Origin of the sequence: Bacillus sp. D7-8 (genome assembly GCF_052055895.1) — a bacterium.
In the GTDB taxonomy this organism is placed as follows: domain Bacteria; phylum Bacillota; class Bacilli; order Bacillales; family Bacillaceae; genus Bacillus; species Bacillus velezensis.
On the sequence record NZ_CP179922.1, the window covers coordinates 2,154,572 to 2,180,777 of the forward strand.

29 protein-coding genes are annotated in these 26,206 nt (G+C 47.9%); 1 reads left to right on the plus strand and 28 read right to left on the minus strand.

The window, feature by feature from the left end; genetic code table 11:
- Nucleotides 1-33 precede the first annotated feature (33 nt).
- The 10 genes from panD to ACKTRM_RS10530 form a co-directional block, all read right to left on the minus strand.
- A complete protein-coding gene (gene panD, locus ACKTRM_RS10485) occupies nt 34-417 on the minus strand; it encodes an aspartate 1-decarboxylase (protein ID WP_003153510.1) in 384 nt (127 codons plus the stop codon).
- 1 nt (nt 418) lies between these two features.
- Nucleotides 419-1,279, minus strand: coding sequence for a pantoate--beta-alanine ligase (panC, locus tag ACKTRM_RS10490; RefSeq protein WP_012117844.1), 861 nt, complete (start codon nt 1,277-1,279; stop codon nt 419-421).
- 3 nt (nt 1,280-1,282) lie between these two features.
- Entirely contained in the window at nt 1,283-2,116 is an 834-nt protein-coding gene (gene panB, locus ACKTRM_RS10495) for a 3-methyl-2-oxobutanoate hydroxymethyltransferase (protein ID WP_012117845.1), read from the minus strand.
- Between the two features lie 244 nt (nt 2,117-2,360).
- Nucleotides 2,361-3,338, minus strand: a complete 978-nt coding sequence (locus ACKTRM_RS10500) for a bifunctional biotin--[acetyl-CoA-carboxylase] synthetase/biotin operon repressor (RefSeq protein ID WP_012117846.1) — start codon at nt 3,336-3,338, stop codon at nt 2,361-2,363.
- Nucleotides 3,323-4,513 carry a CCA tRNA nucleotidyltransferase gene (locus ACKTRM_RS10505; RefSeq protein ID WP_012117847.1) on the minus strand — a complete coding sequence of 397 codons (1,191 nt, stop codon included), beginning with the start codon at nt 4,511-4,513 and terminating at the stop codon, nt 3,323-3,325. The genes ACKTRM_RS10500 and ACKTRM_RS10505 overlap by 16 nt, the downstream gene beginning before the upstream one ends.
- Nucleotides 4,514-4,517: 4 nt before the next feature.
- Nucleotides 4,518-5,651 (minus strand): N-acetyl-alpha-D-glucosaminyl L-malate synthase BshA, encoded by a 1,134-nt coding sequence (gene bshA / locus ACKTRM_RS10510; RefSeq protein ID WP_012117848.1) that lies wholly within the window; start codon nt 5,649-5,651, stop codon nt 4,518-4,520.
- Complete coding sequence (gene bshB1 / locus ACKTRM_RS10515; RefSeq protein ID WP_012117849.1) at nt 5,648-6,361, minus strand: bacillithiol biosynthesis deacetylase BshB1; 714 nt, start codon at nt 6,359-6,361, stop codon at nt 5,648-5,650. The genes bshA and bshB1 overlap by 4 nt, the downstream gene beginning before the upstream one ends.
- Entirely contained in the window at nt 6,354-6,767 is a 414-nt protein-coding gene (gene mgsA, locus ACKTRM_RS10520) for a methylglyoxal synthase (protein WP_003153499.1), read from the minus strand. Before mgsA ends, bshB1 begins: the two co-directional genes overlap by 8 nt.
- A gap of 23 nt (nt 6,768-6,790) precedes the next feature.
- On the minus strand, nt 6,791-7,594 hold the full coding sequence (gene dapB / locus ACKTRM_RS10525) for a 4-hydroxy-tetrahydrodipicolinate reductase (protein WP_003153497.1): 804 nt from the start codon (nt 7,592-7,594) through the stop codon (nt 6,791-6,793).
- A gap of 8 nt (nt 7,595-7,602) precedes the next feature.
- Complete coding sequence (locus tag ACKTRM_RS10530; protein WP_003153495.1) at nt 7,603-7,938, minus strand: nucleotide pyrophosphohydrolase; 336 nt, start codon at nt 7,936-7,938, stop codon at nt 7,603-7,605.
- Between the two features lie 142 nt (nt 7,939-8,080).
- On the opposite strand from ACKTRM_RS10530, the gene ACKTRM_RS10535 reads away from it, so the two are divergent.
- The gene (locus ACKTRM_RS10535) at nt 8,081-8,953 is read left to right on the plus strand and encodes a YitT family protein (protein WP_003153493.1); all 873 of its coding nucleotides are present in this window, start codon (nt 8,081-8,083) and stop codon (nt 8,951-8,953) included.
- Between the two features lie 23 nt (nt 8,954-8,976).
- On the opposite strand, the gene ACKTRM_RS10540 is transcribed toward ACKTRM_RS10535, so the two are convergent.
- The 18 genes from ACKTRM_RS10540 to trpE form a co-directional block, all read right to left on the minus strand.
- Nucleotides 8,977-10,152, minus strand: coding sequence for an oxalate decarboxylase family bicupin (locus tag ACKTRM_RS10540; RefSeq protein WP_012117850.1), 1,176 nt, complete (start codon nt 10,150-10,152; stop codon nt 8,977-8,979).
- 29 nt (nt 10,153-10,181) lie between these two features.
- Nucleotides 10,182-10,964: a sporulation protein YpjB gene (gene ypjB / locus ACKTRM_RS10545; RefSeq protein WP_007612217.1), complete on the minus strand. Its 783-nt coding sequence runs from the start codon at nt 10,962-10,964 to the stop codon at nt 10,182-10,184.
- A 67-nt stretch (nt 10,965-11,031) separates the two neighbouring features.
- The gene (locus ACKTRM_RS10550; RefSeq protein ID WP_015240097.1) at nt 11,032-11,625 is read right to left on the minus strand and encodes a DUF1405 domain-containing protein; all 594 of its coding nucleotides are present in this window, start codon (nt 11,623-11,625) and stop codon (nt 11,032-11,034) included.
- 107 nt (nt 11,626-11,732) lie between these two features.
- The gene (locus ACKTRM_RS10555) at nt 11,733-12,500 is read right to left on the minus strand and encodes a menaquinol-cytochrome c reductase cytochrome b/c subunit (RefSeq protein WP_007409471.1); all 768 of its coding nucleotides are present in this window, start codon (nt 12,498-12,500) and stop codon (nt 11,733-11,735) included.
- 31 nt (nt 12,501-12,531) lie between these two features.
- A complete protein-coding gene (gene qcrB, locus ACKTRM_RS10560) occupies nt 12,532-13,206 on the minus strand; it encodes a menaquinol-cytochrome c reductase cytochrome b subunit (RefSeq protein ID WP_003153485.1) in 675 nt (224 codons plus the stop codon).
- Nucleotide 13,207: 1 nt separating this feature from the next.
- Complete coding sequence (locus ACKTRM_RS10565) at nt 13,208-13,711, minus strand: ubiquinol-cytochrome c reductase iron-sulfur subunit (protein WP_003153484.1); 504 nt, start codon at nt 13,709-13,711, stop codon at nt 13,208-13,210.
- A gap of 137 nt (nt 13,712-13,848) precedes the next feature.
- A complete protein-coding gene (locus tag ACKTRM_RS10570; RefSeq protein WP_012117852.1) occupies nt 13,849-14,295 on the minus strand; it encodes a YpiF family protein in 447 nt (148 codons plus the stop codon).
- Between the two features lie 54 nt (nt 14,296-14,349).
- On the minus strand, nt 14,350-14,889 hold the full coding sequence (locus tag ACKTRM_RS10575) for a ReoY family proteolytic degradation factor (protein ID WP_003153482.1): 540 nt from the start codon (nt 14,887-14,889) through the stop codon (nt 14,350-14,352).
- 73 nt (nt 14,890-14,962) lie between these two features.
- Nucleotides 14,963-16,234 carry a tetratricopeptide repeat protein gene (locus tag ACKTRM_RS10580; protein ID WP_012117853.1) on the minus strand — a complete coding sequence of 424 codons (1,272 nt, stop codon included), beginning with the start codon at nt 16,232-16,234 and terminating at the stop codon, nt 14,963-14,965.
- 315 nt (nt 16,235-16,549) lie between these two features.
- The gene (aroA, locus tag ACKTRM_RS10585; protein WP_012117854.1) at nt 16,550-17,836 is read right to left on the minus strand and encodes a 3-phosphoshikimate 1-carboxyvinyltransferase; all 1,287 of its coding nucleotides are present in this window, start codon (nt 17,834-17,836) and stop codon (nt 16,550-16,552) included.
- An 11-nt stretch (nt 17,837-17,847) separates the two neighbouring features.
- Nucleotides 17,848-18,963, minus strand: coding sequence for a prephenate dehydrogenase (locus ACKTRM_RS10590; protein WP_041482260.1), 1,116 nt, complete (start codon nt 18,961-18,963; stop codon nt 17,848-17,850).
- Nucleotides 18,964-19,014: 51 nt separating this feature from the next.
- Nucleotides 19,015-20,097, minus strand: a complete 1,083-nt coding sequence (gene hisC, locus ACKTRM_RS10595; protein WP_007409465.1) for a histidinol-phosphate transaminase — start codon at nt 20,095-20,097, stop codon at nt 19,015-19,017.
- Nucleotides 20,098-20,108: 11 nt separating this feature from the next.
- A complete protein-coding gene (gene trpA, locus ACKTRM_RS10600; protein ID WP_012117856.1) occupies nt 20,109-20,906 on the minus strand; it encodes a tryptophan synthase subunit alpha in 798 nt (265 codons plus the stop codon).
- A complete protein-coding gene (gene trpB / locus ACKTRM_RS10605; RefSeq protein WP_012117857.1) occupies nt 20,899-22,101 on the minus strand; it encodes a tryptophan synthase subunit beta in 1,203 nt (400 codons plus the stop codon). The genes trpA and trpB overlap by 8 nt, the downstream gene beginning before the upstream one ends.
- Entirely contained in the window at nt 22,082-22,735 is a 654-nt protein-coding gene (locus ACKTRM_RS10610; protein WP_012117858.1) for a phosphoribosylanthranilate isomerase, read from the minus strand. The genes trpB and ACKTRM_RS10610 overlap by 20 nt, the downstream gene beginning before the upstream one ends.
- A 4-nt stretch (nt 22,736-22,739) precedes the next feature.
- Nucleotides 22,740-23,492 (minus strand): indole-3-glycerol phosphate synthase TrpC, encoded by a 753-nt coding sequence (gene trpC, locus ACKTRM_RS10615; RefSeq protein ID WP_012117859.1) that lies wholly within the window; start codon nt 23,490-23,492, stop codon nt 22,740-22,742.
- Nucleotides 23,485-24,501 carry an anthranilate phosphoribosyltransferase gene (gene trpD, locus ACKTRM_RS10620; protein ID WP_012117860.1) on the minus strand — a complete coding sequence of 339 codons (1,017 nt, stop codon included), beginning with the start codon at nt 24,499-24,501 and terminating at the stop codon, nt 23,485-23,487. Before trpD ends, trpC begins: the two co-directional genes overlap by 8 nt.
- Complete coding sequence (gene trpE, locus ACKTRM_RS10625; protein WP_012117861.1) at nt 24,473-26,020, minus strand: anthranilate synthase component I; 1,548 nt, start codon at nt 26,018-26,020, stop codon at nt 24,473-24,475. Before trpE ends, trpD begins: the two co-directional genes overlap by 29 nt.
- Between the last annotated feature and the right edge of the window lie 186 nt (nt 26,021-26,206).

The window sequence follows — 26,206 nt, forward strand, 5'->3', positions numbered from 1 at the left end:
TCTTAAAAGAAAACCCCCATGAAGGGGGCTCTTTTACAAAATCGTGTGTGCCGGCTCCTGGCCCAGCATCTGCTCGATTTTATTCTGATCATCCAGAACGGCCACCTTCGGCTGATGGCTTTTTGCTTCCTGATCAGACATCATTTGATAAGAAATAATAATGACTTTATCTCCTTCTTGGACGAGACGGGCGGCTGCTCCGTTTAAACAGATGACGCCGCTCCCCCGCTTACCGGGAATAATATACGTTTCAAGTCTCGCTCCGTTATTATTATTCACAATCTGAACTTTTTCATTAGCGAGCATTCCGACGGCATCTAAAAGATCTTCATCAATCGTAATGCTGCCGACATAGTTTAAATTGGCTTCCGTCACGGTAGCGCGGTGCAGTTTTCCGGCCATCATAGTGCGGTACATATTATGATCTCTCCCATTCATCAATATCAATAATGATATTATCAATCAGTCTGGCTTTAGAAAATTGGACGGCACAGGCCAGAATGACCTTGCCGTTTAATGTTTTAAGCGGAGTCAGCTCCGGATAAGCGTACAGTTCGGCATAATCAATGACGCCGCTTGTGTTTTCGATGATATCGGTGACGGTTTTTATAACGGTTTCCGGATTTCTTTCACCGTCTCTAATCAGTTCGGCACCTTGCTGCAATGCTTTATAGATCATCGGCGCTTCTTTGCGTTCCTGCTCAGTCAGATAGACGTTGCGAGAGCTTTTGGCAAGTCCGTCTTCTTCTCTGACCGTGTCCACTGCAACCAATTCGATATCCATAAAGAAATCCTCAATCAATCCGTCCACAACCGCTGCCTGCTGGGCATCTTTCAGGCCGAAGTAGGCGCGGGTCGGTTTAACGAGATTGAAAAACTTCGTCAGCACAGTGGCCACTCCGTCAAAATGGCCGACGCGGGAGGCGCCGCACAACACGTCAGTTCTCCTTTTCACTTGCACGGCAACATTTTGCTCGCCTTTGTACATATCACTTGGAGACGGCGTAAACAAAACATCTGCCCCCGCCTGTTCTGCAAGCCGGGCATCGCGCTTTAAATCTCGCGGATATGCTTCGTAATCCTCGCCCGGTCCGAATTGAGTCGGATTGACAAAGATGCTCATCACGACAATATCGTTTTCTTTGCTTGCTTTTTCAACCAGCGTCAGATGTCCTTCATGAAGAAAACCCATTGTCGGGACGAATCCGATCGTCCGGCCTTCTGAGCGGTATTGTGCAATCAATTCTTTCAGCTGTTGAGTTTCTGTCAGTTGTTTCATCGCTTACTTTCCTCCGTACAAGCCTTGCAGCACAGTTTGGTTTATCTGAAAGGAATGCTTTTCTTCCGGGAAAACCCGTTCTTTCACATCACGGACATAACCGCTGAGGGCCGACTCAATCGTGCCGTCGATTTTGGCGTATTGCTTCACGAACTTCGGGGTTCTGTCCACGCCGTGGCCGACGACGTCATGATAGACAAGGACTTGGCCGTCCGCTTTTGAACCGGCTCCGATTCCGATGACGGGAATAGATACTTCTTCTTTTATTTTAGCAGTCAGTTCAGCAGGCACGCATTCAAGCACGAGCATCATCGCTCCCGCCTGCTCGCATTTGATGCTGTCTTCAATGAGCTTTTTCGCGCTTTGCTCATCTTTTCCCTGTACTTTATATCCGCCTAATACGCCGACAGACTGCGGTGTGAGGCCTAAATGGCTGACGACGGGAATTCCGCCGAGAGTCAGCGCGCGGATGGATTCGAAAACGCCGTCTCCGCCTTCCAGCTTTAACGCGTCCGCGCCGCTTTCCTGAATAATGGCCGCGGCGTTTTTCAATGTATCCTCTTTTGAAAGGTGGTAAGACATAAACGGCATGTCAGTTACGATAAACGTATTTTTCGCACCGCGTTTTACCGCTTTTGTATGGTGAATCATGTCACTGACCGTTACGCCGACTGTTGAATCGAGTCCGAGCACGACCATTCCGAGCGAATCCCCGACTAAAATCATGTCGACTCCCGCCTGCTCCGCAAGCTTTGCCTGCGGATAATCGTAAGCGGTCAGCATTACGATCGGCTCTCCGTTTTCCTTCATTTTCACGAAATCCAGTTTTGTTTTCATTCTGTTTCTCCTCCTCTAAACGGTGAGGAGATGAGCCGCCAATTCTTCGCAAGCAAAAAAGCCTTCTGTAAAATAAGAAGGATTCCCACTTGTTTAACGTTCGGCGAATGTCATCCCTCTGTCCCAGTCCTTTTTTGGATCAAGGCAGACTTTTCGTAATCTCTGTTCTGCTGATCGGGTGCAGTTCATTATGATACTGCCCATAGGAAGTATACCAAATTCACGAGGCTTGTACCAACTAAGATTAATTGAGCTCAATATCGGCAGAATAGATCTTCTTTATACCATCTCTCGTTTCCAAGAGAAGAACTCCCTCATCATCAATGCCGAGCGATTTCCCGTAAAACGTCCCTTGCAGCGTTCTCGCTCTGAGCTCGTTCCCCAGTCCGACCGCATAGCTTTCCCATAGCAGCTTGATCGGTGTAAAGCCGTGGTTCAAGTAATCCTGATAGCGTTTTTCAAAAGTCAGCAGAATCTCTTGTATCAGACCCGCTCTGTCAATTTTCTCGCCGGCTTCCATGCTGAGGCTTGTCGCAATGTCCTGAAGCTCGCCGGGAAAATCGGTTTCCTGCTGGTTCACGTTGATGCCGATCCCGAGAATAACCGAACGGACACGGTCTTCTTCTGCCTGCAGCTCAGTTAAAATCCCGACGGCTTTTTTGCCGTGAATCATTAAATCATTCGGCCATTTAATGGCGGGCTGTACACCTGTAAAAGCCTCGATGGCCTGAACGACCGCAACGGCAGATAACAGGGTGAGCTGCGGCGTTTTTTGCAAAGGAACGTCGGGTCTCAGAATGAGGCTCATCCAAATCCCGTTTCCCTCCTGTGAATGCCATACTCTGGCCATTCTTCCTCTGCCTGCCGTTTGTTTATCGGCGACTACGAGCGTCCCTTCCGGCGCGCCGTCATTGGCAAGTTCATGAGCGGTTTTTTGGGTGGACGGCAGGACGTCCCGGTAATGAAGCTGTTTGCCCAAAACCTCTGTTTTCAGCCCGAAACGGATTTCGGATTCACTGAGTTTCCCCGGTTTTTTAATGAGCCTGTACCCTTTTCGCCTGACCGCCTCAACCTCATAGCCCTCTTTGCGGAGCTCCTCTATATGTTTCCAAACGGCGGTTCTCGAGCAGCCGAGCGCGTCACTTATTTTCTGCCCGGAGATAAAGCCGTCACCCGCCTCAGAAAATAAATCAATTAATCGGGTTCTTAATGTTGATCCCATGATGCGAGCCACTCCTTTATGTCATGTTTTCGGTTAGGGAGCTTCCCTGCCAATACCGCTTCTTCGATCCGGCGAAGTTCTTCGGCCACCCATTTACCCGCGCGGCGGTTTCTGAGCTCCATCAGATCAGCGCCTGAAATGTCGAGGTCTCGAAGGCTTTTGATCGGCAGCTGCTCATACAGGCTCTGAACCTCTTTCAGCTTTTGTTCATCAATCGTCTTATGCTTTTTCAGCATCCCGATTTTAACGGCTGAAAACAGCGCCTCTCCCGCCCGGTACATCGCTTCCGCTTCCAGCTGCGCCGGATAAACGCTTATGATCTGCATCGCTTTTTTTATGACTTTTCCCGGCAGTTTCCATTGTTTTAAAAACGCCTCGGCGCTTTTCGGACAAAGACCGAGAAACAATAACAGCGCTGCCCAGCGTTCTTCGCGTGCATCTAAAGAAGAAAACGGAAAGCCGCTCGCTTCCAGCATTTGCTGCTCATAACCGGAAAGGCCGGGCAGCTCTTGTATCAAACCTGTTTGCACCATCGTTTGAATCGCTTCTTGTGAGGAAGCGCCCTGCAGCAGCTTTTCAAACTCGACGGTCTTTCGTTCTACTGATACATGTGCCAAAAGCTCCCTGTCTTTTATGACGGCCTCTCTTGTTTCTTTTTCTAACAGAAAGCCGAGCTGACTCATAAAGCGGACGGCTCTCATCATCCGCAGAGCGTCTTCCCGAAAACGGTCTTCAGGGTTACCCACCGTACGGATCAGCTTTTGTCCGATATCATGCGCGCCTCCGAAATAATCAAGCAGCTCTCCTTCGGCAGACATCGCCATCGCATTAATCGTTAAGTCTCTCCGCTTTAAGTCTTCTGATAAAGAAGTAATGAACCGCACAGCTTCAGGGCGCCGGTAGTCCTTATATTCTGATTCGGCACGAAAAGTGGTGACTTCATAGGTTTCATCTTCCCACAGGACGATGACGGTGCCGTGCTCTTTTCCTACATCGACAGTCCGCTTAAAGAGACGCTCCACCTCATTCGGCGAAGCGCTGGTTGCGATGTCCACATCACCTATTTTTCGTTTCATATAGCTGTCTCTGACGGCTCCCCCGACAAAGTACGCCTGATGGCCCGCCTTCATCAGGTGATGAAGGATGGGGAGGGCTTTGACAAATTCCTGTTCCATAAGATCACTCCGGTCCTGCCAATTCGTCATAAATCCGTTCATACTGACTGACGATTCTTTGCGAAGAAAAGGCGGTCTCCACCATTTTCAGCGCATGATCAGTCAATCGTTTGCTGAGCTGTGTATCTTCTAAAACGGCAAGCGCTTTTTCAGATGCCGCCTGAATATCGCCGACTTCCACCAGAAAACCGCTTACTTGATCTTTAATCACTTCCGGTATTCCGCCGATATTTGTTCCGATGCACGGCACGCCGCAGGCCATCGCCTCCAGAAGTACGAGTCCGAAACTTTCTTTTTCAGAAAGAAGGAGCTTAAGGTCACTGATGGAATACAGCTCTTCCACCCTGTCCTGGTTTCCGAGGAGCAGCACTTGATCCTGCAGACCGTATTTTTCGACAAGCTGCCAAGCGACGCACTTTTCCGGCCCGTCGCCGACAAGCAGGAGCTTCGCCTTTGTGTTGGCTGCGATATTACGGAAAACGCGGATGACATCTTTAACACGTTTTACCTTTCTGAAGTTCGAGACATGGATGACGACTTTTTCATCCGGCAAAATGCCATGTTTCTCTTTTATACTCTCTGTATTTTTCTTAAGATAAACACGTTCATCAATAAAGTTGTAGATGGTCTCAATTTTTTTATCCGGCTTGATTAAGTCATATGTTTCTCCGGCAAGCGCGGTTGATACCGCCGTCACTCTGTCGGACGCTTCGATGGCAAAACGGATTAAATCTTTTAATGACGGATCATATCCTAAAACGGTGATGTCCGTACCGTGAAGCGTCGTCACGATGCCGATGTCGCGTTTGAGCATCTGTTTGGCAAGATAAGCGCATACCGCATGCGGCAGCGCATAATGCGCGTGAATGATATCAAGATTTTCCCTCGCGGCAACCTCGGCGATTTTGCTCGCCAGCGTAAGGTCATAAGGCGGATATTTAAATACCGCGTATTGGTTGACTTCCACCTCATGAAAATGAATATTCGGATGATATGTATTTAATCTGAACGGGATGCTTGATGTGATGAAATGAACCTGGTGCCCTTTTTCCGCAAGCAGCTTGCCGAGTTCCGTCGCAATAATACCCGAGCCTCCGACACTCGGGTAGCATGTAATCCCTATTTTTAATGGTCTCATTGTCCGCCCCCAAAAACATCATCATTCAAAACGGGAAGCTGTTTTGAAAAGAAACCCTCGGCATACCCCGTCCCGGCTTCTTTGCCATACAGTCTTTCCCGCGCTTCCACCATTTCGATATAACCGTTGGTCAGCGGTGTGTTCACTGACTGCGCCGTAGGAATAAACTGGCTTTGATAGGCGTGCAGGCTTTCTTTTTTCAGATCGATGGTTTCCGTTATGTCGATTACAAAGTCCGGACGGTGAAACCCGTTGATCATATAATAGTATACGCGCTGAGCCTTATGAGCCGGCAGTTCCTGGTGATCTCTGTATTTATGAATTCCCGCCGAGAACACCGCTTCTTCGACCAAAGCCGCCGCATTGCCGTGGTCAGGATGGCGGTCTTTCGGATAAGGCATGAAAACGGTTTTCGGCCGGCAGGCTCTGATGACACTGACAATCCGGCGGATGCCGTCCTCACTTTTCAAAAGCCCGCGGTCGGGAAGCGTAAGCTGGATTCTCTCTTTTACGCCGAGAATTCGTGCCGCCTCTGCCGCTTCTTCTTTTCTTATCCCTACCGTTCCGTTAGATGATAGTTCGGCCTGGGTCAAATCGCATATCACCGCGGTTTTCCCTTGAGCCGTAAATTTTGCGATCGTGCCGCCCATACCGATCTCGACATCATCACTATGGGCGCCGAACGCCAGAATATCAACGTGTTCAGACATTCGGCTCTCCTCCGCGCACAAGATTGCGGAAATCAAATGCCCCGCCGTCCAGCGTCCGGACGAGGATTTCCGCTGTCCCCATATTTGTGGCGAGCGGGATCGCGTATACGTCACACAGCCGGATCAGCGCCGAGACATCCGGTTCGTGAGGCTGCGCAGTTAACGGATCGCGCAGAAAAATGACGAGATCCAGGGCATTTGCCGCAATCAATGCGCCGATTTGCTGATCTCCGCCGAGCGGGCCGGATTGAAAACGTTCAACAGACAATCCGGTCGCTTCCTGGATTTTCAGGCCTGTCGTACCTGTCGCGTATAACTCGTGATGGCTCAGTATATCTTTATATGCGGTCGTAAACTGAACCATATCCTGCTTTTTCTTATCGTGAGCAATCAAAGCGATTTTCATTTGATGTTCTCCCCCTTGCCGATTCAGTCGATAATATTTTCGAGTCCGTATACAAGCTGGTCGATTTTCATCACTTGCTCCACTGACAGCTTTACTCCTGACATAAAGGAAGCCCGGTTATAGGAGTCATGGCGCAGTTTCAGCGTCTGGCCGTCCATGCCGAACATGACTTCCTGGTGGGCGATAAGGCCCGGCAGACGCACGCTGTGAAGGCGGATGCCGTTTAATTCAGCACCGCGGGCGCCTGGCAGAATTTCTTTTTCATCAGGATGGCCCTGCTGCTTTTCTGTACGGACGCTTGAGATCATTTCCGCTGTTTTCAGCGCCGTTCCGCTCGGGGCATCCAGCTTTTGATCATGATGAAGTTCAATGATTTCTACATCTTCAAAATAGTTGGCGGCCATTTGTGAGAACTTCATCATCAGCACCGCGCCCAATGCAAAGTTCGGAGCGATGATGGCGCCGATTCCTTTTTCTTCAGTCAAGGCTTGAAGCTCCTCTAAATCCGCTTCAGAAAATCCGGTCGTTCCCACAACGGGGCGGACGCCGTGTTCAAGAGCGGCTTTCGTATGTTTTTTGCCGATTTCAGGCGTTGTCAAATCGATCAGCACATCCGGTTTTGTTTCTTGGAAACATGCGCGGATATCCGTATAAATAAGAGCGTCTGAATCAGCTGACATCACTTCCCGCAATGTTTGCTGATCGTATGTATGGTCAATGGCGCCGACAAGCTCAAAATGAGGCGTGCGGACGGCAAGTTTTACGGCCTCCTGGCCCATTCTGCCTCTCGGTCCGGCAATGACGACTTTAATGGTTTCATTTGACATGGTTTCTCCTACTTTCCTTCTTCTTTTCTAGTCCAGCGGTCTTTATCACGTGTATTAAATTTATGCATGACGCGGTTATGAGCTTCCTCCAATGAAATATCAAGGGAGTTGGCGAGGCAGATCAGGACGAACAGCACATCGCCCATTTCCTCTTCCATGCTTTTCTCATTTTCCGTCGTTTTCTTCGGCTTTTCCCCATAATAATGGTTGACTTCTCTTGCAAGTTCGCCCAGCTCTTCCGTGAGACGGGCCATCATGGCAAGCGGGCTGAAATAGCCTTCTTTGAATTGGCCGATATATTCATCGACCTCAGCTTGTAAGTCTTTCATCGTTTTGTCACTCACTGTGCGAATACCTCCTGTCATCTCTTCCATGTTAGCTAATTCAAGTACATTTGACAAATGTTAAAAACGGCAGTTTGCTGTTTTCTTTTGTATCCACTATAATATTTACGCAATCTTATGGAAGGAAAAGGGGTTTGATGCAATGCTTGGAGAAATCAGAATCAAAAACATTTGCTTTATTTTAATCGGCGCCGCTGTTTTTTCATTCGGACTGGTTCACTTTAATATGCAGAACAATTTGGCGGAAGGCGGATTTACCGGCATTACGCTGCTTTTATATGCGTTATTCCACATCAGCCCTTCTATTTCCAACCTGGTATTGAACATTCCTATCTTTTTCATCGGCTGGCGTATGCTCGGCCGGACGATGTTTGTCTATACCCTGATCGGCACCGTCTCTCTTTCTGTTTTTCTGAGTGTTTTTCAGCGTTACGAAATTCATATGCCGCTGTCGCATGATTTAGCGCTGGCCGCCTTATTCGCCGGTGTATTTATCGGCGCGGGTCTCGGCATTATTTTTAAATACGGCGGCACGACGGGCGGGGTCGATATCATCGCCAGGCTGATCAACAAATTTTTCGGAATCCCGATGGGCCGGACGATGTTTGCCTTTGACGCCTGTGTCATTTTGCTTTCTTTGTTTACGTATCTTTCTTACAAGGAAGCAATGTACACGCTTGTAGCCGTTTTTGTCGCTGCGAGATTGATTGATTTTATACAGGAAGGCGGCTATGCCGCAAAAGGGGCAACGATTATTTCTTCGAAAAACGATTTGATCCAGCAAAAAATCATTGAAGAGATGGAGCGCGGCGTCACTGTTTTAAAAGGACAGGGATCCTATACAAAAGAAGACAGGGACGTTCTTTACTGCGTCGTTCCGAAAAACGAAATTGTGCTTTTGAAAAGCGTCATCACTTCCGTTGACCCGCACGCCTTTGTTGCAGTAAGCGACGTTCATGATGTGCTCGGCGAAGGATTTACGCTTGATGAAAATAAAAATCCGATCAGACGATAATAAAAAGGCGGCTTTTGCCGCCTTTACTGTTTGTGTTTCCATTTGACAACCGGTGATTTTTTCTTTTTCAATCGGCGGGCGAATGCCGGACTGACATTGAGCGTCTGTTCGACGAAGCGCTGCGGCGTCAGTGCCAGCCATTGGTTTAAGGAGACGTCTTCGAAACGGTCGCTTTTGAAAATTTCCAGAAAGCGAAGTACGGTGTCACCGGTATTCTGAACATAATGTCCCATTGCAATAGGAACATATCCTACGTCACTTGCTTGATAGTTAAATGTCCGCGCTCTTCCCTCCGCCGCAAACACCGTCATTTTCGCTTCTCCTGAAAGATAATACTGCCACTCGTCCGTATTCGGATGCCAATGCAATTCTCTCATGCCTCCGGGTTCGACTTCCACGAGAGCTGCGGCAATCGTTTTTGACACCTTAAACGTTTTTGAATCGACAATCTTTACTCTTCCCCCGCTGGTAACAAGAGGCTCCTGCCGGGAAAGCTTGTAGCTGAACGGCTCCAAAACGGTGCCTTCCGGGGAAGAAACTGCTGCCCGCTCAATCGGGGGAGGCGGTTCCAGCTGGAACATGTAACGCTCTTTCTTGTGAATGTAGGCCAAGTCATATCCGGAAACACCGAAGTTCGCCTCCAGCACGCTGCGCGGGGTATGGGCAAACCAGTCCGTTACTGAAAAGGTGCTGTTTTCTGAAAAAGAGCCGTCATCAAAGACGAGCAAAAACTCACTGCCCTGCTCTAATCCTTGAATGGAATGAGGAATGCCGGAAGGAAAATACCACAGATCCCCTTCACTTACGTTGTCAATAAAATTCCTTCCATTTTGATCGACCGCAGTTAAACGGACTCCTCCGTTAATCACATATCCCCATTCGGCTTCTTTATGCCAATGAAGCTCCCGCACAGCTCCCGGCTTCAGTCTCATGTTCACCGCCGCGATGTTTTTGGATACCGGCAGTTCCCTGACCGTCACCTCTCTGGACCATCCGCCGTCTTCAAGCCTCATATGCGTATCAGAAAATGAGAATTTCAAGTTTTGAACCGTTCCTGCATCCGTTGAAGGCGGAACGAGCATGTCAGGATTCTGGAAGTCACGCGCGAGGTTTCGCGGTCCTTCGTCAGTCGCCCCTTTTCTGCCTCTGATCGGCTGCGGGAGGTGTTTTGAAGCCAATTGCTGGATGAGTTTTTTCACTGCCTTAGCTCCTTTACAGCAATTTGTGTTTATTTAGACTTAGGATACTCACGCTTTTTCTCTTTCTTTTTTTCCGCTCTGTATTTTCGGTAGCCGACATATGTCAGCGCAGTAATAATGATACCGCCTGTTGTCAGAATGACCCAGAGCAGCGAAGGGTCAGCGTCATCCCGCTCCACCTTGTCAAAAACCCGCTTTAAATCCTGCTGCAGGAGCGTCAGACGCTCAAGCTTTGTTCCTTTTGTCATCTGCTGAAACCCGTCCTGCTCAATCACCTCGATATGTTTCGCCACCGTATCAAGCTGGCCGGCCGACACATCCATTGTCAGGCTGGGATAAATTAAATCATATAATGATATAAATTCATTCCACTTTTCATTGAAATTTTCACTTCCGTTTCCGCTGACATCTTCTTTTAAGGCGCTGAATGTCGCCATAATCGGTCTTTCAAGCGAACCCCACAGCGGATCGGAGTGGTCTTCCATCGCATCCATTACCAACCTGAACTGGGCGGCTGCCCGGATTTTTTCGGTATCTGAGGCGTCTGCCTGTTTCAGAACGCGCACTAAATCATTGAAACCCAGAGTCACCTGCCTGACTTCGGCGCCGCTCAGTGAGTTTACGTGTGTCATTTTTTTCTTAAAGTAGCCAAGCACTTGCAGAGCCTCATCATACTGCGAATGCCGCGTCATTTGGAAAACGGTATCCGAAAGGTCGTTCAGTTCCTTGAGACCGCCCTCATCTTCAGCTTTGGCAGTTGTGATGAAACACATAAGAGCAAGTAAAAGACAGATCGTCAGCTTTCGTTTCATAGAGGTCCCTCCCACTCCTTCTCTTTACAGAATATGAGGAGCGGGACAAGGTTAGACCAAGATTCTATCAGTGTAAGTCAAGCTTTATCCGTCTTTTAGAAATCACCAAATAGTATGCAAGGCCGAGTGAAAATATGCTCAGCCAGAATGTAGCATAGCCGATCTCTTGCATATAGTCATTGAGCATTGAGTAGCGGGGCATCATGCCGAAAAGATAATCAATGACATCATTATGAAGCGTCCAAACAGCGGCAACGGCAAGATGCCTTAACCGGAACCGAAAATACGGGCTGTATAAAACGCCTTGAACGGCCATGGCAAAATGTGAAGCAATCAGCATGTACCCTTCCCAAGGCATCTGCCCCATTTTGACCAGCACAAAGACATTCATTCCGACCGCCCACAGCCCGTATTTTACAAGGGTTACAAGAGCCAGCGCTTCAAACAGCGGCGCGTTTCTTCCCATGAGAAATGCCAGAAGCACGAACAGGAAGAAAAACGTCGCCGTCGGGCTGTCAGGCACAAATATCAGAAATCGGAACGGCGTGTCCGCAAGCTGAGGCACATACCAATAATAGCCGTACACCGTACCGATAAAATTAACGGCAAGAACAAGCAGAAGCATGCCGCGCAACCCTAAAAGATAAGAAATCCACCTCATACCATCAACTCTCAGTCCGTAAAAAGTATGTATCATGCAAAAAAAGCTGACATCCGGTCAGCTCTTTTCATAAAAGTATATCCTGCTATTGTCTACTTCACAATACGTTATTTCGCTGTCGTTTCAGAAATGAACTTCGCCAGCTGATCAAGCTGTTTGTCATTCCCTTTAAAAATACCGGCTGGCATCTGCCCTTTCCCTTTGACGGCGATTTTTTTAATTTCTTCCGGGCTCAGCCCGTTATCGACCAGGGACGGACCGGCGCTTCCGCCTTGAAGATTATCCCCGTGACAGGAAATACAGCCTTGTTCTTTAAATACCTTATAACCGTCTGATTCAGTATCAATGGCGGCTTCTTTTTTGATTTTCCCTTGCTCCTCCGCCTTCGCCCAGTCATGCGTCGCGACTGACTGCCACGTTAAAAAGACCGTAGCGCAAAGCGCCAAAAGCATCATGCCGACCGCAACCGGACGCTTCCACGGCCTTCTTTCAGACCCCCTGTCGAGAAACGGAGCCAAAAGCAGCGACCCGAAGGCAAGACCCGGTATAATCATCGCGCCGATAACGGTGTAGCTCCCTGCGGCATATTCATATTTTAATAGCTGGTATAAAAATAGAAAATACCAATCCGGCAGCGGAATATACCCTGTATCCGTCGGGTCCGCCACCCGTTCCAAAGGCGGCTCGTGCACAATCGTTAAAACGAGAAATCCGACGAGGAAAACGGCCCCGACCATCCATTCTTTCAGCAGGAAGTTCGGCCAAAACGCCTCTGTCTTTCCAGGATACTCTGAATAGTCTTTCGGTATATTCGGTTTTTTTTCAGCCGGTATCCTTGAATCTCCTACAAACTTCATTCCTTTCCCCCGGTGCATGTCATCCCCTCCCTTTTATATCAGATTTGTATTAAAGCGGTCCTGAAATTCCCTGCTTGCGGATCATGACAAAGTGGGCGCCCATGAGCGCAAACAAAGCGGCAGGGAGAAAAAATACGTGAATCGCAAAAAATCTCGTCAGCGTTTGTGCGCCGACAATATCGTGGTGGCCGGCAAGAAGAGTTTTCACCTGCGCTCCGATCAATGGCGTCGCCTCCGCAATCTGAAGACCTACCTTTGTCGCAAACAGCGCCTTCATATCCCATGGAAGCAGATACCCTGTAAAACCGAGACCGAGCATCACAAAAAAGATCAGAACACCGACGATCCAGTTCAATTCCCGAGGCTTTTTATAAGCTCCCTGAAAGAAAACCCGCAGCGTATGTAAAAACATCATCACAATGACTAAACTTGCGCCCCAATGGTGCATCCCCCTTACAATCTGCCCGAAAGCGACTTCATTCTGCAAATAATACACAGATTCCCACGCGTTTTTTATATCCGGCACATAATACATCGTTAAAAACATCCCGGACAACACTTGGATAACGGTTACAAAAAACGTCAAACCGCCGAAACAATAGACAAAAGCCGAGAAATGGTGAGCGGGATTTACATGTTCCGGCACTTCATGGTCGGCGATATCCCGCCACATCGGCGTAATATCGAGACGTTCATCCACCCAGTCATAAATTTTGTTCAGCATGTCACCCTTCCCCCCTAGGCTTTGCTTTTCCAAGATACAAAAAGCCGTCCTTTACTTTTTGCTCATAACGGTCAAGAGGCGCGAGCGGCGGCGTGCCCGGAACGTTCGTGCCGTCTTTTTCATACAGCCCGTAATGGCAGGGACAAAAGAACTTGTTCGGATTTTTAGGATCATTGTTCCAGTTTACAGTGCAGCCCAAATGCTTACAGATCGGAGAAAGCGCTATAATTTCATCCCCATGCTTGTAAACCCAGGCTGACCTGGATTCTTCCGATTCGTACCAGGCGTCGACTTGATGAATTTTAAAGTCAAACCGCTTCGGCTCCTTCGTCAGCTCATCCACACTGACAACCTGCACCATTTTTTGATCTCCCGTCGGTTTTAATACCGGGTCCAGCGCAAAACGGACCATGGGCATAAGCGCACTGGCGGCCATAAATCCCCCCACGCCGGTGAGCGCATAGTTTAAAAATTGTCTTCTTGATATATCTTGTTTTCCGCCCATCTCTTCCCCCCCTAAAGATTGACCAAAAATTAACTAAAATAGAAAATAATTCTGAGATTTGACACCCTCATAATATATGAATCTTTCAGCAAGGTCAACAGAGGCAAAACGGGTGTTTTGCGGGATGCCTGCAGTTTTTATGAATTGTTCCACTTCTGTAACAAAACGTTCAAAATTTCTCCGCACTTGTCATCCGCAATTTTTCTCTTTAAAGAGTCTTTCATATGTTCAAACGGAACGGCAGGTATGTATATGACATCAGAACCTATTTCAGAATCCTTCCATTTTTCGTCTGCCGTCAGGAACAAGACGTGCCGAAAGTTGGTCATCACCTCGTCTTTGAGTTTTTGAAGCAGGGCGATTTGTGATTGGTCTATATCAACATATGTATAAGAGGGGAATAAATATACCCGTCCCTTCAATTGGCGCTCAAGCTCTTCAGAAAGCAATTGGGTGCTTTCCCCCTGTTCAACGGCCTCTTTTAAGCCTCCTGAAGATGTTATGGAAATTAACGGAATGACAGCGGTATCAATGTAATCCGCAGATTGTAAATAGGCATCGGCATCAGCGGCCCTCCATCTCATGTCTCGTTCCTCCTCTTTACGCAACAAGCCTTGCATATTCTGCAAGGCTGTCATTTATGTGAGCTGATTCAATTGGCGGGAAAGCTTTTCAAATGTTTCTTTGTCGTGGCGGTCCAGCGCCTCGTCGATATCTTTAAGCAGCTTTTCCCGCTGGAAAGTGGAAATGGCGTGTTCTAATATTTTTTCGGCCATCCCCTGATCCTGTTTATTTTCAAACAGGTCTTTCGGCAGATGCGGATTTGATTCAAGAACAGCGGCATATTCCGGTGAGCTGTAGGCCGAACGGAAATTCAGCTGGATAAATAAATCCTGCTGTTTATTTAACCGGATGTCGTGAAAAGATTTTTCCGCGTCCGTAGTCATGACATTTTCTTTGTAAAACCTAAACGGCACCTCATCAACGCAATGAGTAGACATGATAATGCCTCGCGGGCAAAATTCGGCTTGTTCTACAAAATGGACTTTTTCCATTAAAGAATCATGACTCATTAAATAATTTAAAATCCAGACGCACTCCCGGCGTTTAAGCTGATAATGATTTAAAAACCAACGGATAAAATCCTTTTTTTCATTGACAGAAACAGGGGTCTGCATGTAATTCCCTCCTCTATCGATCGTATAATCTGACATCACTTATACATTCAGCAAGCATGGTCCAAAATCCTGCTTATCTTAAAAATTCATCCTCTATCCGTAAGATTGTTTCTTCAAGCTCTTCGTTTGTTCCATCCATTGAAAGCACTTGTTTTAAAAGCGGCAGCGCTTCTTTCTGGAGACCCTCTTCCAATAAGAAGTGAGCGTATTCATATAAGAAATCCCGATCATCCTGATAATGGAGATACGCAGCTTCGAAGCTTTTTTTCGCTTCAGCGTATTGCTCAAGGCCTGTATAAGCACCCGCCAAATACCAATTGTATTTCGGATCTTCTTCTCCGTAGCCGCGGACTTCCTGAATCAGATCAATAATCTCTTCAAAGCTTTCTTCTTTATGATAGACGGCTAAAAGCGTATGGAGCGCTTCCACGTAACCCGGATCGAGCGCCAGCGCTTCCTGAAGAAGCTTTTTGCCTTCCTCTTCGCTGCCGAGCTTTAACGCCATTTTCGCCGCATAGAGAAAAAGCTCTTTATTGTATTCATCGTAAGTAATACCTTCTTTAGCGGTTTTTAATGCATCTTCATACATGCCTTCTGCCTCGTAGCTTTTTGCAAGCGGCATATAAAGCGATGAATAGGAAGGATCAAGCCCTTTTAAATCAGACAGCTGCTTGATGGCTGTTTTGACCATTCCCGCCTGATAGGCTGTGAACCCGTACCCGAAAATCGTATTCGGTTCTGTATGTTCTGCCGCCGCTTTTTCATACCATGAAATCGCTTCCTCAAATTCACCCGCCGCGCTCAATGACTCAGCAAGCCTCTGATGAACATTTACGCCGCCGATTTCGTGCCGTTCTTTTGCCGTCTCTTCATAGTAAGGTACGGCTTTTGCGTATGATCCCTGAGTGAAGTATAATTCCCCCAGAGCGAAATCAATAACAGGTTCATCTTGTAACATCGATTTCGCCTGTAACAGCTTTTGCTCACTTACTTCAAATAAGCCCTGCATCTGATACAGATCAGCCATTAAAAGAAGGCTTTCCGCGTAAGACGGGTCTTCCGGAGAAATCGTCTCCAGCACCTCTAGAGCTTTTTCTTCTTCATCAATATCTATTAACAATTCGGCGTAAAAATTCGTCAGCTCAGACTCATCCGGATAAAGGTCATGCAGATCACTGATCAGCGCTAACGCTTTTTCGGCGTTTCCCCATTCATAGTAGAGCTGGGCTGCAATGGCTTTGTCTTCGTCATGAAGCTGCGTTTCAGCTTTTGAAAGCGCTTTGAGTCCCTTTTCGGTTTCACCTGCTTCAACTAATTTTATGGCTTCTTGGATCAATGTATTCAAATCAGACCGGTCCTTTCTTTTCCTATACCTCATCAACCAATGAAAAGGGTTTTTATTCGGGTTATTCTTATCATAATTCAGACAGGGCCTGCCCGCAAATAAGATGCTTCACCCGGCATTATAGTTTATCAGAAAATAGTTAAGAGGAAAACGGCAAAAAAGGGGACGGCATCTTTATACGCAAACAGCGCAATTTGTTCCGGCTGTTTCTGTAACGAAAACGCATTCCCCCTTTCTGTTATTTTCTGTTTAAGACAAGCTATGTCAAAGCCCAAAGTTTTATGACACATGAAGAAAAAAGCCCGAAGAATCTCTTCAGGCTTTTTTGGCTAATTGATCTAAATGCTCAAAAAATGTCGGATATGAGACATGGATTGCCTCAGTATCACGGATGTCAATCGGCTCTTCTGTCAGGCATGAAGCGACACCAAGCATCATGCCGATGCGGTGGTCACCGTGGCTTGACACATCGGCTCCGCCCGCAAGCGTTTTTTTGCCGTGTATTTTCATGCCGTCTTCAGTCGGTTCAATGTCTGCGCCGATTTTCCGGAGCTCTGATACGACGGTGTCGATCCGGTTCGTTTCCTTCACCTTCAGCTCCGCAGCGTCTTTAATGACAGTTGTGCCTTCAGCCTGCGTTGCCAAAAGGGCGATAATCGGGATCTCGTCAATTAAACGGGGAATGATTTCTCCGCCGATTTCTGCCGCTTTCAGAGCTGAGGTTTCAATAACCAGGTCTCCGTAAGGCTCTGCGCTGTCCGCTTCTGAAGGAATCACTTCAAGTGAAGCCCCCATTTGCTTTAAGACATCAATCATTCCCGTGCGTGTCGGGTTCAGGCCGACGTTTTTCAGCACAATCCGGCTTCCGGGAACGACAGCGCCTGCCGCGAGGAAAAAGGCCGCTGAAGAAATATCGCCGGGCACGAAAATATCAGCTCCCCGGAGCTTCTGACCGCCCGTTACGGAAGCGCTCGTCTCCGTTTCCGCAAGCTCGGCGCCAAAAGCGTTCAGCATCCGTTCCGTATGGTCTCTTGATTTATGAGGCTCAGTGACGGTCGTCGTCCCTTCAGCCTGCAATCCGGCAAGCAGCACGGCGGATTTGATCTGCGCGCTTGCAACAGGGGAGACGTAATCAATGCCTTTCAATTGTCCGCCTCTTACGGATAAAGGCGTAAATCCTCCGTCCGCTCTTCCGTCAATCGCGGCTCCCATCTGTTTTAAAGGCTCCGTCACCCTCTTCATCGGGCGCTTTGCAATACTTTCGTCGCCCGCTACCGTACTGTGAAATGGGCGTCCGGCTAAAATGCCGAGCATCAGACGGATGGTCGTGCCGGAATTTCCGACATCAAGAAGGCTGTCAGGCTCACAAAGTGCGTCAATGCCCTTCCCGTATATCGTTACATCACTTCCGTTTTGTTCAATGGAGACACCCATTTTTCTGAAGCAGGCAATGGTGCTCAGACAATCGGCTCCGGGCAAAAAGTTTTTTACCGTTGTGGTTCCTTCCGCAAGCGCTCCGAACATAACAGAACGGTGGGAGATGGATTTATCCCCCGGAATATGAATTTCACCGTTTAAAGACGTCACTTTTTCTCTTTTCAATGTTTTCCACCTCAGTCAGCGTAAAATGTGTCATATTTGGCGCGGGATTGAATGCAGGTTTCCGCACGCTTCCGGTCATCATCAGTCTGGAAACTGATTCTGAGAATTCCGTTAATATCTTCTCTTGTTTCGATAATGCGGATGTTGGTGATACTGATTTTTTCTTCTGCCAATATCGCCGTAATTTCCGAAATGACCCCCGGATGATCGGGAACATCGACATAAAGATCATAAAAGGACGGGATCGCTCCTTTTTGACGGAGCGGCAGACCGTCGCGATAATCTTTCGCTTTTTTAAAATATCCGAACAGGCTGTCCGCATCTTCATTTTCTACATAAGATTCGATCGTGTCAATCTCCCGTTTCCATTCTTTGAAGCGGTCAAGCAGTTTATCTTTGTTATGAAGAAGTATGTCCCTCCACATCGCCGGACTGCTTGAGGCGATCCTGGTGATGTCCCGAAAACCGCCGGCTGCAAAACGTTTCAAAAACGGATAATCTTCTTCAGCATGATGAGCCTGATGTACGAGGCTTGCAGCAACGATATGAGGGAAATGGCTGATGACGCTCGTTACGCCGTCATGCTCCTCGGGAGTCATCTCCACAAAGTGGGCGTTTGCCGCTTTCAAGAGTTCCTTCAGATGCATTACTGACTCTTTAGAAGTTGATTTTCCGGGTGTTAAAATGTAAAACGCATTTTCGAATAAAAATTCTTTCGCGGCAGCGGCCCCGGATTTATGAGATCCCGCCATCGGATGGCCGCCGACAAATTGATAGTGAGCCGGAAGCACTTTGTCGGCGTAGCTGACGACTTTCTGTTTCGTGCTGCCCACATCCGTAATCAGGAGTTCATGGGTGATGTCTGATGCGGCCAGCACATCGAGCATTTTCAGCGTTTGGGCGACAGGCGTGGCGATAATGACAACAGACGCTTGCTGCACACCTTCCGTAAATGAGCCGGCCCGCTCGTCAATAATTCCGAGCTTCAGCGCGGCAGTGAGCTGTTCTTCCGAAATATCCACACCGATAATCCGTTTATGCGGATGCTCCTTTTTGATGGCCAGTGCGATCGATCCGCCGATCAGCCCGATCCCCGCAAGCAATATAGTATCCTTCATTTCACTCATTTCCTTTTTCAACTATTTTAATAGAGCAAAGAGGTGATGCCTGATCACCTCTTATAATATTTCAGCTAAAATTGTGAGAATTTCCTCATTCTGCTCTTTCGTACCGACCGTAATCCTTAACGCTGTCGGAAATCCGAGCGCCTGTCCTGAGCGGACGATATATCCTTTTTCCAACAGGGCTTGGAACAGTTCATCCGCCGGGCGGTTAAAATCAATGAGCACAAAGTTGGTTTGTGAAGGATAACAAGTTAATCCGTGAGTTTCTGCAAAATCATAATACTGCTTAAGGCCTGCTTTATTTTTCTCGACGCATTCCTGAATAAATGTCTGGTCATCAAGCGCTGCCAGTGCCGAAGCCTGACCGATTCTGCTCGTATTGAACGGCTCTCTCGCCGGTTCAATCTGGCGGATCAGCGCTTCGTCCGCAATGCCGTATCCGACGCGCAGCGCGGCAAGTCCGTACGCTTTAGAGAAGGTGCGGAGGATCATAACATTCGGATATTGCTTTAAAAGCGGAATGCTTTCTGGGTAATCTTCCGCCGTAACATACTCGTAGTACGCTTCATCAAGTACAACGAGTATATGCTCGGGAACTCTGTTTAAAAAGGCAATTAGCTCTTGCTCAGAAGTATATGTCCCCGTCGGATTATTGGGGTTGCATACCCATATGATTTTCGTCTCGCCGTCAATTGCTTCCAGCATCCGGTCCAAATCATGAGCGCCGTCACTGCGGAGCGGAACCTCGCGCACCTCAGCGCCTTCAATCACCGCATTGTGTCTGTATTGCGGGAAAGTCGGGGCGGCGGTAATCGTGTTTGCCTGATCATTTAATAAAGAACGGCAGATAATCTGCACAAGCTCATCAGAGCCGTTGCCGAAAATGATCGAAGATTCACTGACCTGCAGATGCTCACTGAGCCGTGTTCTCAAAGCGGCACTGTAACCGTCGGGATACAGCGCAAGCTGCTCAATCTCCTGATGCAGCGCATCTTTAGCGGCCTGTGAACAGCCGAACGGATTTTCGTTAGAAGCGAGTTTTACTACTTTCTCAAGCCCGTATTCCATTTTCACTTCTTCTATTGGTTTGCCCGGCTGATACGGTTTCAGCTGCCGCAGCTGTTCTTTAATCTGCAAATCCAGTCACCTCATTTTACACTGTACAGTCGTCCGAACGTCTTTGCGTATTCTTCAAATTCAAGAAGCGCATCAGCTCTTGTTCCGGGATTCACAAGCTTTGTTTTAAGCTCTTCAATTTTTTTGACAAGCGCGCTGCCGACAACGACACCGTCAGATATTTCATTCATCCCGTCAACCTGTTTGCGGTTTGAAATGCCAAAACCGACCGCCACCGGAACAGAGCTGAATTCTTTCACCTTACGTATGAAAGAGTATACAGACGGATCGAATTCGCTGCGTACGCCCGTCACTCCTAAAGAGGATACACAATACACAAAGCCGCAGGCCTGTTCAGTAATTATTTTCAAACGGTCTTCACTTGTCGGCGCAACCAGTGAGATATAAGCGATGTTCTCCTTTTTGCATGTCATTTGCAAAAGGGCGCTTTCCTCTAATGGAAGGTCGGGTACAAGCAGACCGTCTATGTCGTTTTCCCGCAGTAAAGCGAAAAAGTATTCTTTTTCTAATTGTAACACAGGATTATAATACGTAAAGAGGATAATTGGAATATGAACGCCGTTTTTTTTCATTTTGCCGCCAAGTTCAATTGCTTTTACGATATTCATTCCGTTTTCCAGAGCCCGTTTTGAAGCCCGTTGTATGACGGGTCCGTCCGCAAGCGGATCTGTGTAAGGAACGCCGATTTCAAGGGCAGAGGCGCCTGCATTCTGCAATGATATTGCCAGCTCAACAGAAATGTCAGGAAGCGGATCGCCAGCCGTAATAAAAGGGATAAATAATTTTTCAGAATCTCGCAGATTAAACATGTGTCCCCACCCCGTTTTCCAAAACATTCATCAGCGTATGAACATCTTTATCTCCTCTTCCCGACAAACTGACGAGAATGATTTTGTCTTTATCCATGTCTTTTGCCATTTCAAACGCTTTGGCCAGAGCGTGGGCAGATTCAATAGCCGGAAGAATACCTTCTGTTTCAGAAAGCAGACGTAACGCGGCAATCGCTTCATCGTCTGTCACGCTTTCGTACGTTACACGGCCGCTTTTATGCAGATAGGCATGCTCAGGACCGATCCCCGGGTAATCAAGGCCTGCTGAAATGGAATACGGTTCGATAATCTGCCCGTATTGATCTTGTATTAAATAGGTCATTGAACCGTGAATCACCCCGAGCGTCCCTTTTGCGATCGTTGCCGCATGCAGCGGTGTATCAATTCCTTTTCCGGCAGCCTCGGCGCCGATCAGCTCAGTATCTTCGTCTAAAAAGGCCTGAAAAATGCCCATCGCATTGCTTCCGCCGCCGACACATGCAACAACCTTGTCCGGGAGTGTTCCTTCAACCCGGCGGAGCTGTTCTTTCGCTTCCTCGCCGATGATTTTCTGAAATTCGCGAACGATATACGGATACGGATGCGGCCCCACTACAGAACCGATAAGGTAGAAATGATCTTCACAATGCTGGACCCAATACCTGATCGCCTCATTCGTCGCATCTTTCAGCGTGCCGTTGCCGCTTGTGACCGGCACCACTTCCGCGCCGAGCAGTTTCATCCGGAATACGTTCAGCGACTGACGCGCAACGTCTTCTTCACCCATAAAAACCGTACACTTAAAACCGAATTTTGCAGCGGCTGTTGCGGCAGCCACACCGTGCTGTCCCGCACCGGTTTCGGCGATGATTTTCGTTTTGCCCATCTTTTTGGCAAGCAGAATCTGGCCTAACGCGTTGTTAATTTTATGAGAGCCGGTATGGTTTAAATCTTCTCTTTTCAGATAGATTTTCGCCCCTCCCAAATACTCTGACACCCTGTCTGCGAACGTTAATGCGGTCGGTCTTCCGGAGTAATCAAACAATAGCTTTTTATATTCGGCATGAAAAACGGGATCATTCTTTAATTCTTTGAAAGCCGTTTCGATTTCCTCAAGGGGCCGCATCAATGTTTCAGGGACAAATTTGCCGCCGAATTCGCCGTATCTTCCGATTTCATTTGGATATGGATACATAGTGGTTCATCCTTTCTTCTAAAAGCCGGATCAGTGTTTGATCCTTTTGTCCGTTTTTTTCAATTCCGCTGGCAAGATCTATACCGCACGGACGCGATCTCAGTAAGCCGGTAATCGTTTCAGGATTAACGCCGCCCGCGATAAAACAGCGCTTGTTTGCATTTTGAGCCTGCTTTCGGTACAAGGGGACACGAGCCCATGAAAACGCGATTCCCGTGCCGCCTCTCATTCCTTTTACTGAAGAATCAATGACATAGCCGTCGACAGCAGGTGCAAATTGAGCCATCTGACGAAGCGTCCCTTCCCCGTGATGGAGCGCTTTCCATATTTCCGAGCGCACAAGCGGACGGAGGCGGCGGGCATCCTCAGGCGATTCATCACCGTGAAGCTGGATGACGTCAAGTGCCAGATCAGAGGCGATTTGCGCGATGTTTTCTATCGTTTCATTTACAAATACACCGACATGTTTCTTGTCTGTCAGGACCTTCTCTTTCCATTTCCTGACCTCACCCGGCGTTACTCTCCGTTTGCTTGCGGCAAAAATAAATCCCAGATAATCCGCTCCTGAAGCTGCCGCAAGTTCGTAATCACGCTTCGATCGTATTCCGCAGTACTTTACCTCAGGCTTTTTCATATCGTCACTCCCCGAACAGTCCGCGGATCGCCTTTTGCTGCGAATCCTCTCTCATTAAGGATTCTCCGACCAATACAGCCTGCGCCCCGTGCTTGTTGACGAATTGCAGGTCAGCCAAAGAACCGATGCCGCTTTCGCTGACCAGCAGACAGCCGTCCGGTACAAGCTGCGCTATTTTTTCCGTTTGCGAAACAGAAGTACGGAACGTTTTTAAGTCCCGGTTGTTTATGCCGAGAATGTCCGGCTGAAACACTTGTAAAATCCGTTCAAGCACAGTTTCATCATGGACTTCAACGAGAACGTCCATGCCCTTCTCGCGGGCTTCCAGATAAAGCTCATGAAGCTCTGAAGGTTCCAGCGCTTCCCCGATCAGCAAAATGGCATCGGCGCCGATCCTGAACGATTCCTCCACCTGAAGGGAATCAATAATAAAATCTTTTCTCAGCACGGGAAGAGACACGGTTTGTTTAACATCTGTCAGAAATTGATTTCTCCCCTGAAAAAAACGGGTATCCGTGAGAACTGAAAGGGCGTCGGCTTTAGCCGCTTCATAATCCGCCGCAATCGTTTCCGGAACAAAATGCTCTTTAATCAATCCTTTAGACGGCGAAGCTTTTTTCACTTCGGCAATCAGCCCGATAAAACGGTTCGGGTTCTGGAGCGCTTTTTTAAAGGATCTCCGTTCAATTTGACAGGTTTCCGGCAGCACGATGGATTTGATTTCTTCTTTTTTCTGCTGAATGATTTGATCAAGCATACATTTCTTCCTCTTTCTGTTTCAGACGTTCGAGCTGCCTTTTGGCATCTCCGTTTTGAATCGCTTCTAAGGCGGTTTTCGTTCCTTCTTTCAGATCGTTTGCAAGACCTGCCGTATAAATGGCCGCGCCCGCATTTAAGGCGGTAATATGCAGAGCGGATGACGGAGCTTTATTTGCAAAAATATTCTGAATGAGGAGCGCGCTTTCTTCCGATGAACTCACTTGAATATCCTTTAGTGAACCTTCTGCAAAACCGAATTGTTCAGGTGAAACGGAATATTCCAGACGTTCACCGTTTTTCAGTTCAATAATATCGGTCGGTGCTGTGATGGACAGTTCATCTAATCCGTCACGGGCCGACACAAGCATGACGTGTCTGACATCAAATTGTTCCAACGCGCTTGCCATCAGGCGCGCTTTATCAAATGAATAGACGCCGATCACCTGCCGCTTCACCTGCAGCGGGTTGCTGAGCGGGCCCAGCAGATTAAATACGGTTCGGAAGCCAAGCTCTTTTCTTGCGGCGGCGACGTGCTTCATTGACGAATGAAACAGCGGCGCAAACAAAAACCCCATTTGTTTCATTTCAATGCTGCGTTTAACGCTTTCTGGAGTGGCTTGAATGGAAACCCCCAGTTTTTCCAGCACATCCGCGCTGCCGCTTTTAGACGAAACGGAGCGATTTCCGTGCTTGGCAACTTTAGCTCCGGCAGCAGAAGCTGTAATCGCCGCTGCCGTGGATATGTTAAACGTAGAAATCCCGTCTCCGCCTGTTCCGCACGTATCAACGACATCCGCCAAGCCACCTGATGTCTGTGCCCGCGCCCGCATCACTTTTACAAATCCGGCAAGCTCCTCCGCCGTTTCACCTCGGTGGGCTAACACCGATAAAATCCCGCCGATCTCAGACTGCGACATGTCCCCGTTCATCATCATCTCCATCAGCTTTTCGGCTTCTCCGGTTTTCAGCGTACGGCCATTAACGCACGATTGCAGAAATTTGTTCATCCGTCTTCTCCTCCCCGCCAGAAAAGATGTCTTCTGCGATTTGAATCGTTTTTAAAAGCGCCCCCGCTTTGTTACAGCTTTCTTCATATTCGGCTTCCGGGACGGAATCGGCGACTATTCCCGCGCCCGCCTGCACCGATGCCGTACCGTTTTTGACACTCATGGTGCGGATGGTAATACACGAATCAATTGACCCGTCAAATCCGATATAAGCGATACATCCGCCGTAGGTTTCTCTGGAAGTCGGTTCTAATTCATTTAAAAGCTGCATCGCGCGGATTTTCGGAGCGCCCGTGAGTGTTCCTGCCGGGAATGCCGACATCAGCGCGTCAACGGGATGGATGCCCTGCTTTAAACGGCCGGTTACAACAGAGATGATGTGCATCACATGTGAAAAAGAAACGACCTTTGTGAATTCCGGAACGGCTACGGAACCGTACTCCGCAACTCTGCCGATGTCATTGCGCGCAAGATCGACGAGCATGTAATGTTCAGCTTTTTCTTTTTCGTCATTCATCAGCTCTTTTTTCAGGCGTTCGTCCTCTTCTTTTCCGGCGCCCCTTCTTCTCGTTCCGGCAATCGGATGAATTTCCAGGTGCCTGTCATGCACGCGGATCAGACGTTCAGGCGAACTCCCGACAATGTCTCTGTCAGGCAGTTTGATATAGTACATATAAGGTGAAGGATTGACGATGCGGAGCACCCTGTACAGCTCAAATGAATGTCTGGATACCGGAATGTCAAACTTTTGCGAAAGCACCCCTTGAAAAATGTCTCCCGCTTTTATATATTCTTTCAGTTTATTAACGCCGGCCATAAACTCTTCTTTCGTATAATTTGATGTCACAGCGGCAAAACTTGGCGTGTCAAACGTTTCTTTAGAAAAAAACGGCTCTTTCATATCTTTCGATTCTGTCAAAATACCGATAAGCTTACGAAGCTCCGCGCAATTTTCTTTAAAAACGGCCCGCTTTTCTTCCTCCGTCTCCCGGCCGTTAAGCTCCGCATATTGAATGAAATGCACTTGTTTCGTTTCGTGGTCGTACGCGATGATTTTCCGGCAGACAAACAGCATGCATTTTTCGAAATCTGTTACTTTCGCGTGGCTTGGCACGGAAGGCTCAATCAAAGGAATCATGTCATAGCTCAGATAACCGACCGCCCCTCCCGAAAATGGGATATCAAGCTCGGGTGTTTTAATGCGGAAGCTCTCATTCATCCAGTCAAGCACGGCTTTTAATTCTCCGGCTTCAAACAGCGTATGCCCGTTTGGATCAGCGGCAGTGAATGTGTTATGACTCTCTTTAATCGTGATAAAAGGATCGAGGCCGATAAAAGAGTATCTCGACCAGCTTGACGACTCATCCTTGCTTTCTAAAAGATACGTAATGTTTCTGTCCAGTTTTTCAACCATCTGAATGGGTGTGATCGTGTCGACCGTAAAAGTCTCTGCGATTGGAATGGTGCGGTGTGTCAGACTGTCCTTTAAAAATAAAGAAACATCCGATTGTAAATTCATGATTCTCCTCCTTACGGTAAGGAGAATGAGATGAAGAGTGAGAGGAGTCTTGCGTATAAGAAATAAACCCAAAAGAAAGGCTTCTTTTGGGCAGAATAAAAACGTGTTTATCTCAGCTCAGCTAAACTCATTCTCTGCTACCCTATTCTAAACTCAACTGTTCAATATCTTACTTACCAGCTCTAT

Bases quoted from the DNA above. Each gene is read 5' to 3' on its own strand.
- trpA (WP_012117856.1), bottom strand. From the start codon at position 20,906: ATGTTTAATCTGCGAGATTCTGAAAAATTATTTATCCCTTTTATTACG.
- trpE (WP_012117861.1), bottom strand. From the start codon at position 26,020: ATGAATTTACAATCGGATGTTTCTTTATTTTTAAAGGACAGTCTGACA.
- bshB1 (WP_012117849.1), bottom strand. From the start codon at position 6,361: ATGTCTGAACACGTTGATATTCTGGCGTTCGGCGCCCATAGTGATGAT.
- ACKTRM_RS10610 (WP_012117858.1), bottom strand. From the start codon at position 22,735: ATGAAAAAGCCTGAGGTAAAGTACTGCGGAATACGATCGAAGCGTGAT.
- ACKTRM_RS10555 (WP_007409471.1), bottom strand. From the start codon at position 12,500: ATGCACCGGGGGAAAGGAATGAAGTTTGTAGGAGATTCAAGGATACCG.
- ACKTRM_RS10550 (WP_015240097.1), bottom strand. From the start codon at position 11,625: ATGAGGTGGATTTCTTATCTTTTAGGGTTGCGCGGCATGCTTCTGCTT.
- mgsA (WP_003153499.1), bottom strand. From the start codon at position 6,767: ATGAAAATCGCTTTGATTGCTCACGATAAGAAAAAGCAGGATATGGTT.
- trpB (WP_012117857.1), bottom strand. From the start codon at position 22,101: ATGTATCCATATCCAAATGAAATCGGAAGATACGGCGAATTCGGCGGC.
- bshA (WP_012117848.1), bottom strand. From the start codon at position 5,651: ATGAGACCATTAAAAATAGGGATTACATGCTACCCGAGTGTCGGAGGC.
- ACKTRM_RS10575 (WP_003153482.1), bottom strand. From the start codon at position 14,889: ATGCAGACCCCTGTTTCTGTCAATGAAAAAAAGGATTTTATCCGTTGG.
- ACKTRM_RS10565 (WP_003153484.1), bottom strand. From the start codon at position 13,711: ATGGGCGGAAAACAAGATATATCAAGAAGACAATTTTTAAACTATGCG.
- ACKTRM_RS10500 (WP_012117846.1), bottom strand. From the start codon at position 3,338: ATGGGATCAACATTAAGAACCCGATTAATTGATTTATTTTCTGAGGCG.
- dapB (WP_003153497.1), bottom strand. From the start codon at position 7,594: ATGTCAAATGAAACCATTAAAGTCGTCATTGCCGGACCGAGAGGCAGA.
- panB (WP_012117845.1), bottom strand. From the start codon at position 2,116: ATGAAAACAAAACTGGATTTCGTGAAAATGAAGGAAAACGGAGAGCCG.
- panD (WP_003153510.1), bottom strand. From the start codon at position 417: ATGTACCGCACTATGATGGCCGGAAAACTGCACCGCGCTACCGTGACG.
- panC (WP_012117844.1), bottom strand. From the start codon at position 1,279: ATGAAACAACTGACAGAAACTCAACAGCTGAAAGAATTGATTGCACAA.
- ACKTRM_RS10570 (WP_012117852.1), bottom strand. From the start codon at position 14,295: ATGAGATGGAGGGCCGCTGATGCCGATGCCTATTTACAATCTGCGGAT.
- trpD (WP_012117860.1), bottom strand. From the start codon at position 24,501: ATGAACAAATTTCTGCAATCGTGCGTTAATGGCCGTACGCTGAAAACC.
- ACKTRM_RS10535 (WP_003153493.1), top strand. From the start codon at position 8,081: ATGCTTGGAGAAATCAGAATCAAAAACATTTGCTTTATTTTAATCGGC.
- ACKTRM_RS10505 (WP_012117847.1), bottom strand. From the start codon at position 4,513: ATGGAACAGGAATTTGTCAAAGCCCTCCCCATCCTTCATCACCTGATG.
- ACKTRM_RS10590 (WP_041482260.1), bottom strand. From the start codon at position 18,963: ATGAGTGAAATGAAGGATACTATATTGCTTGCGGGGATCGGGCTGATC.
- trpC (WP_012117859.1), bottom strand. From the start codon at position 23,492: ATGCTTGATCAAATCATTCAGCAGAAAAAAGAAGAAATCAAATCCATC.
- qcrB (WP_003153485.1), bottom strand. From the start codon at position 13,206: ATGCTGAACAAAATTTATGACTGGGTGGATGAACGTCTCGATATTACG.
- ypjB (WP_007612217.1), bottom strand. From the start codon at position 10,964: ATGAAACGAAAGCTGACGATCTGTCTTTTACTTGCTCTTATGTGTTTC.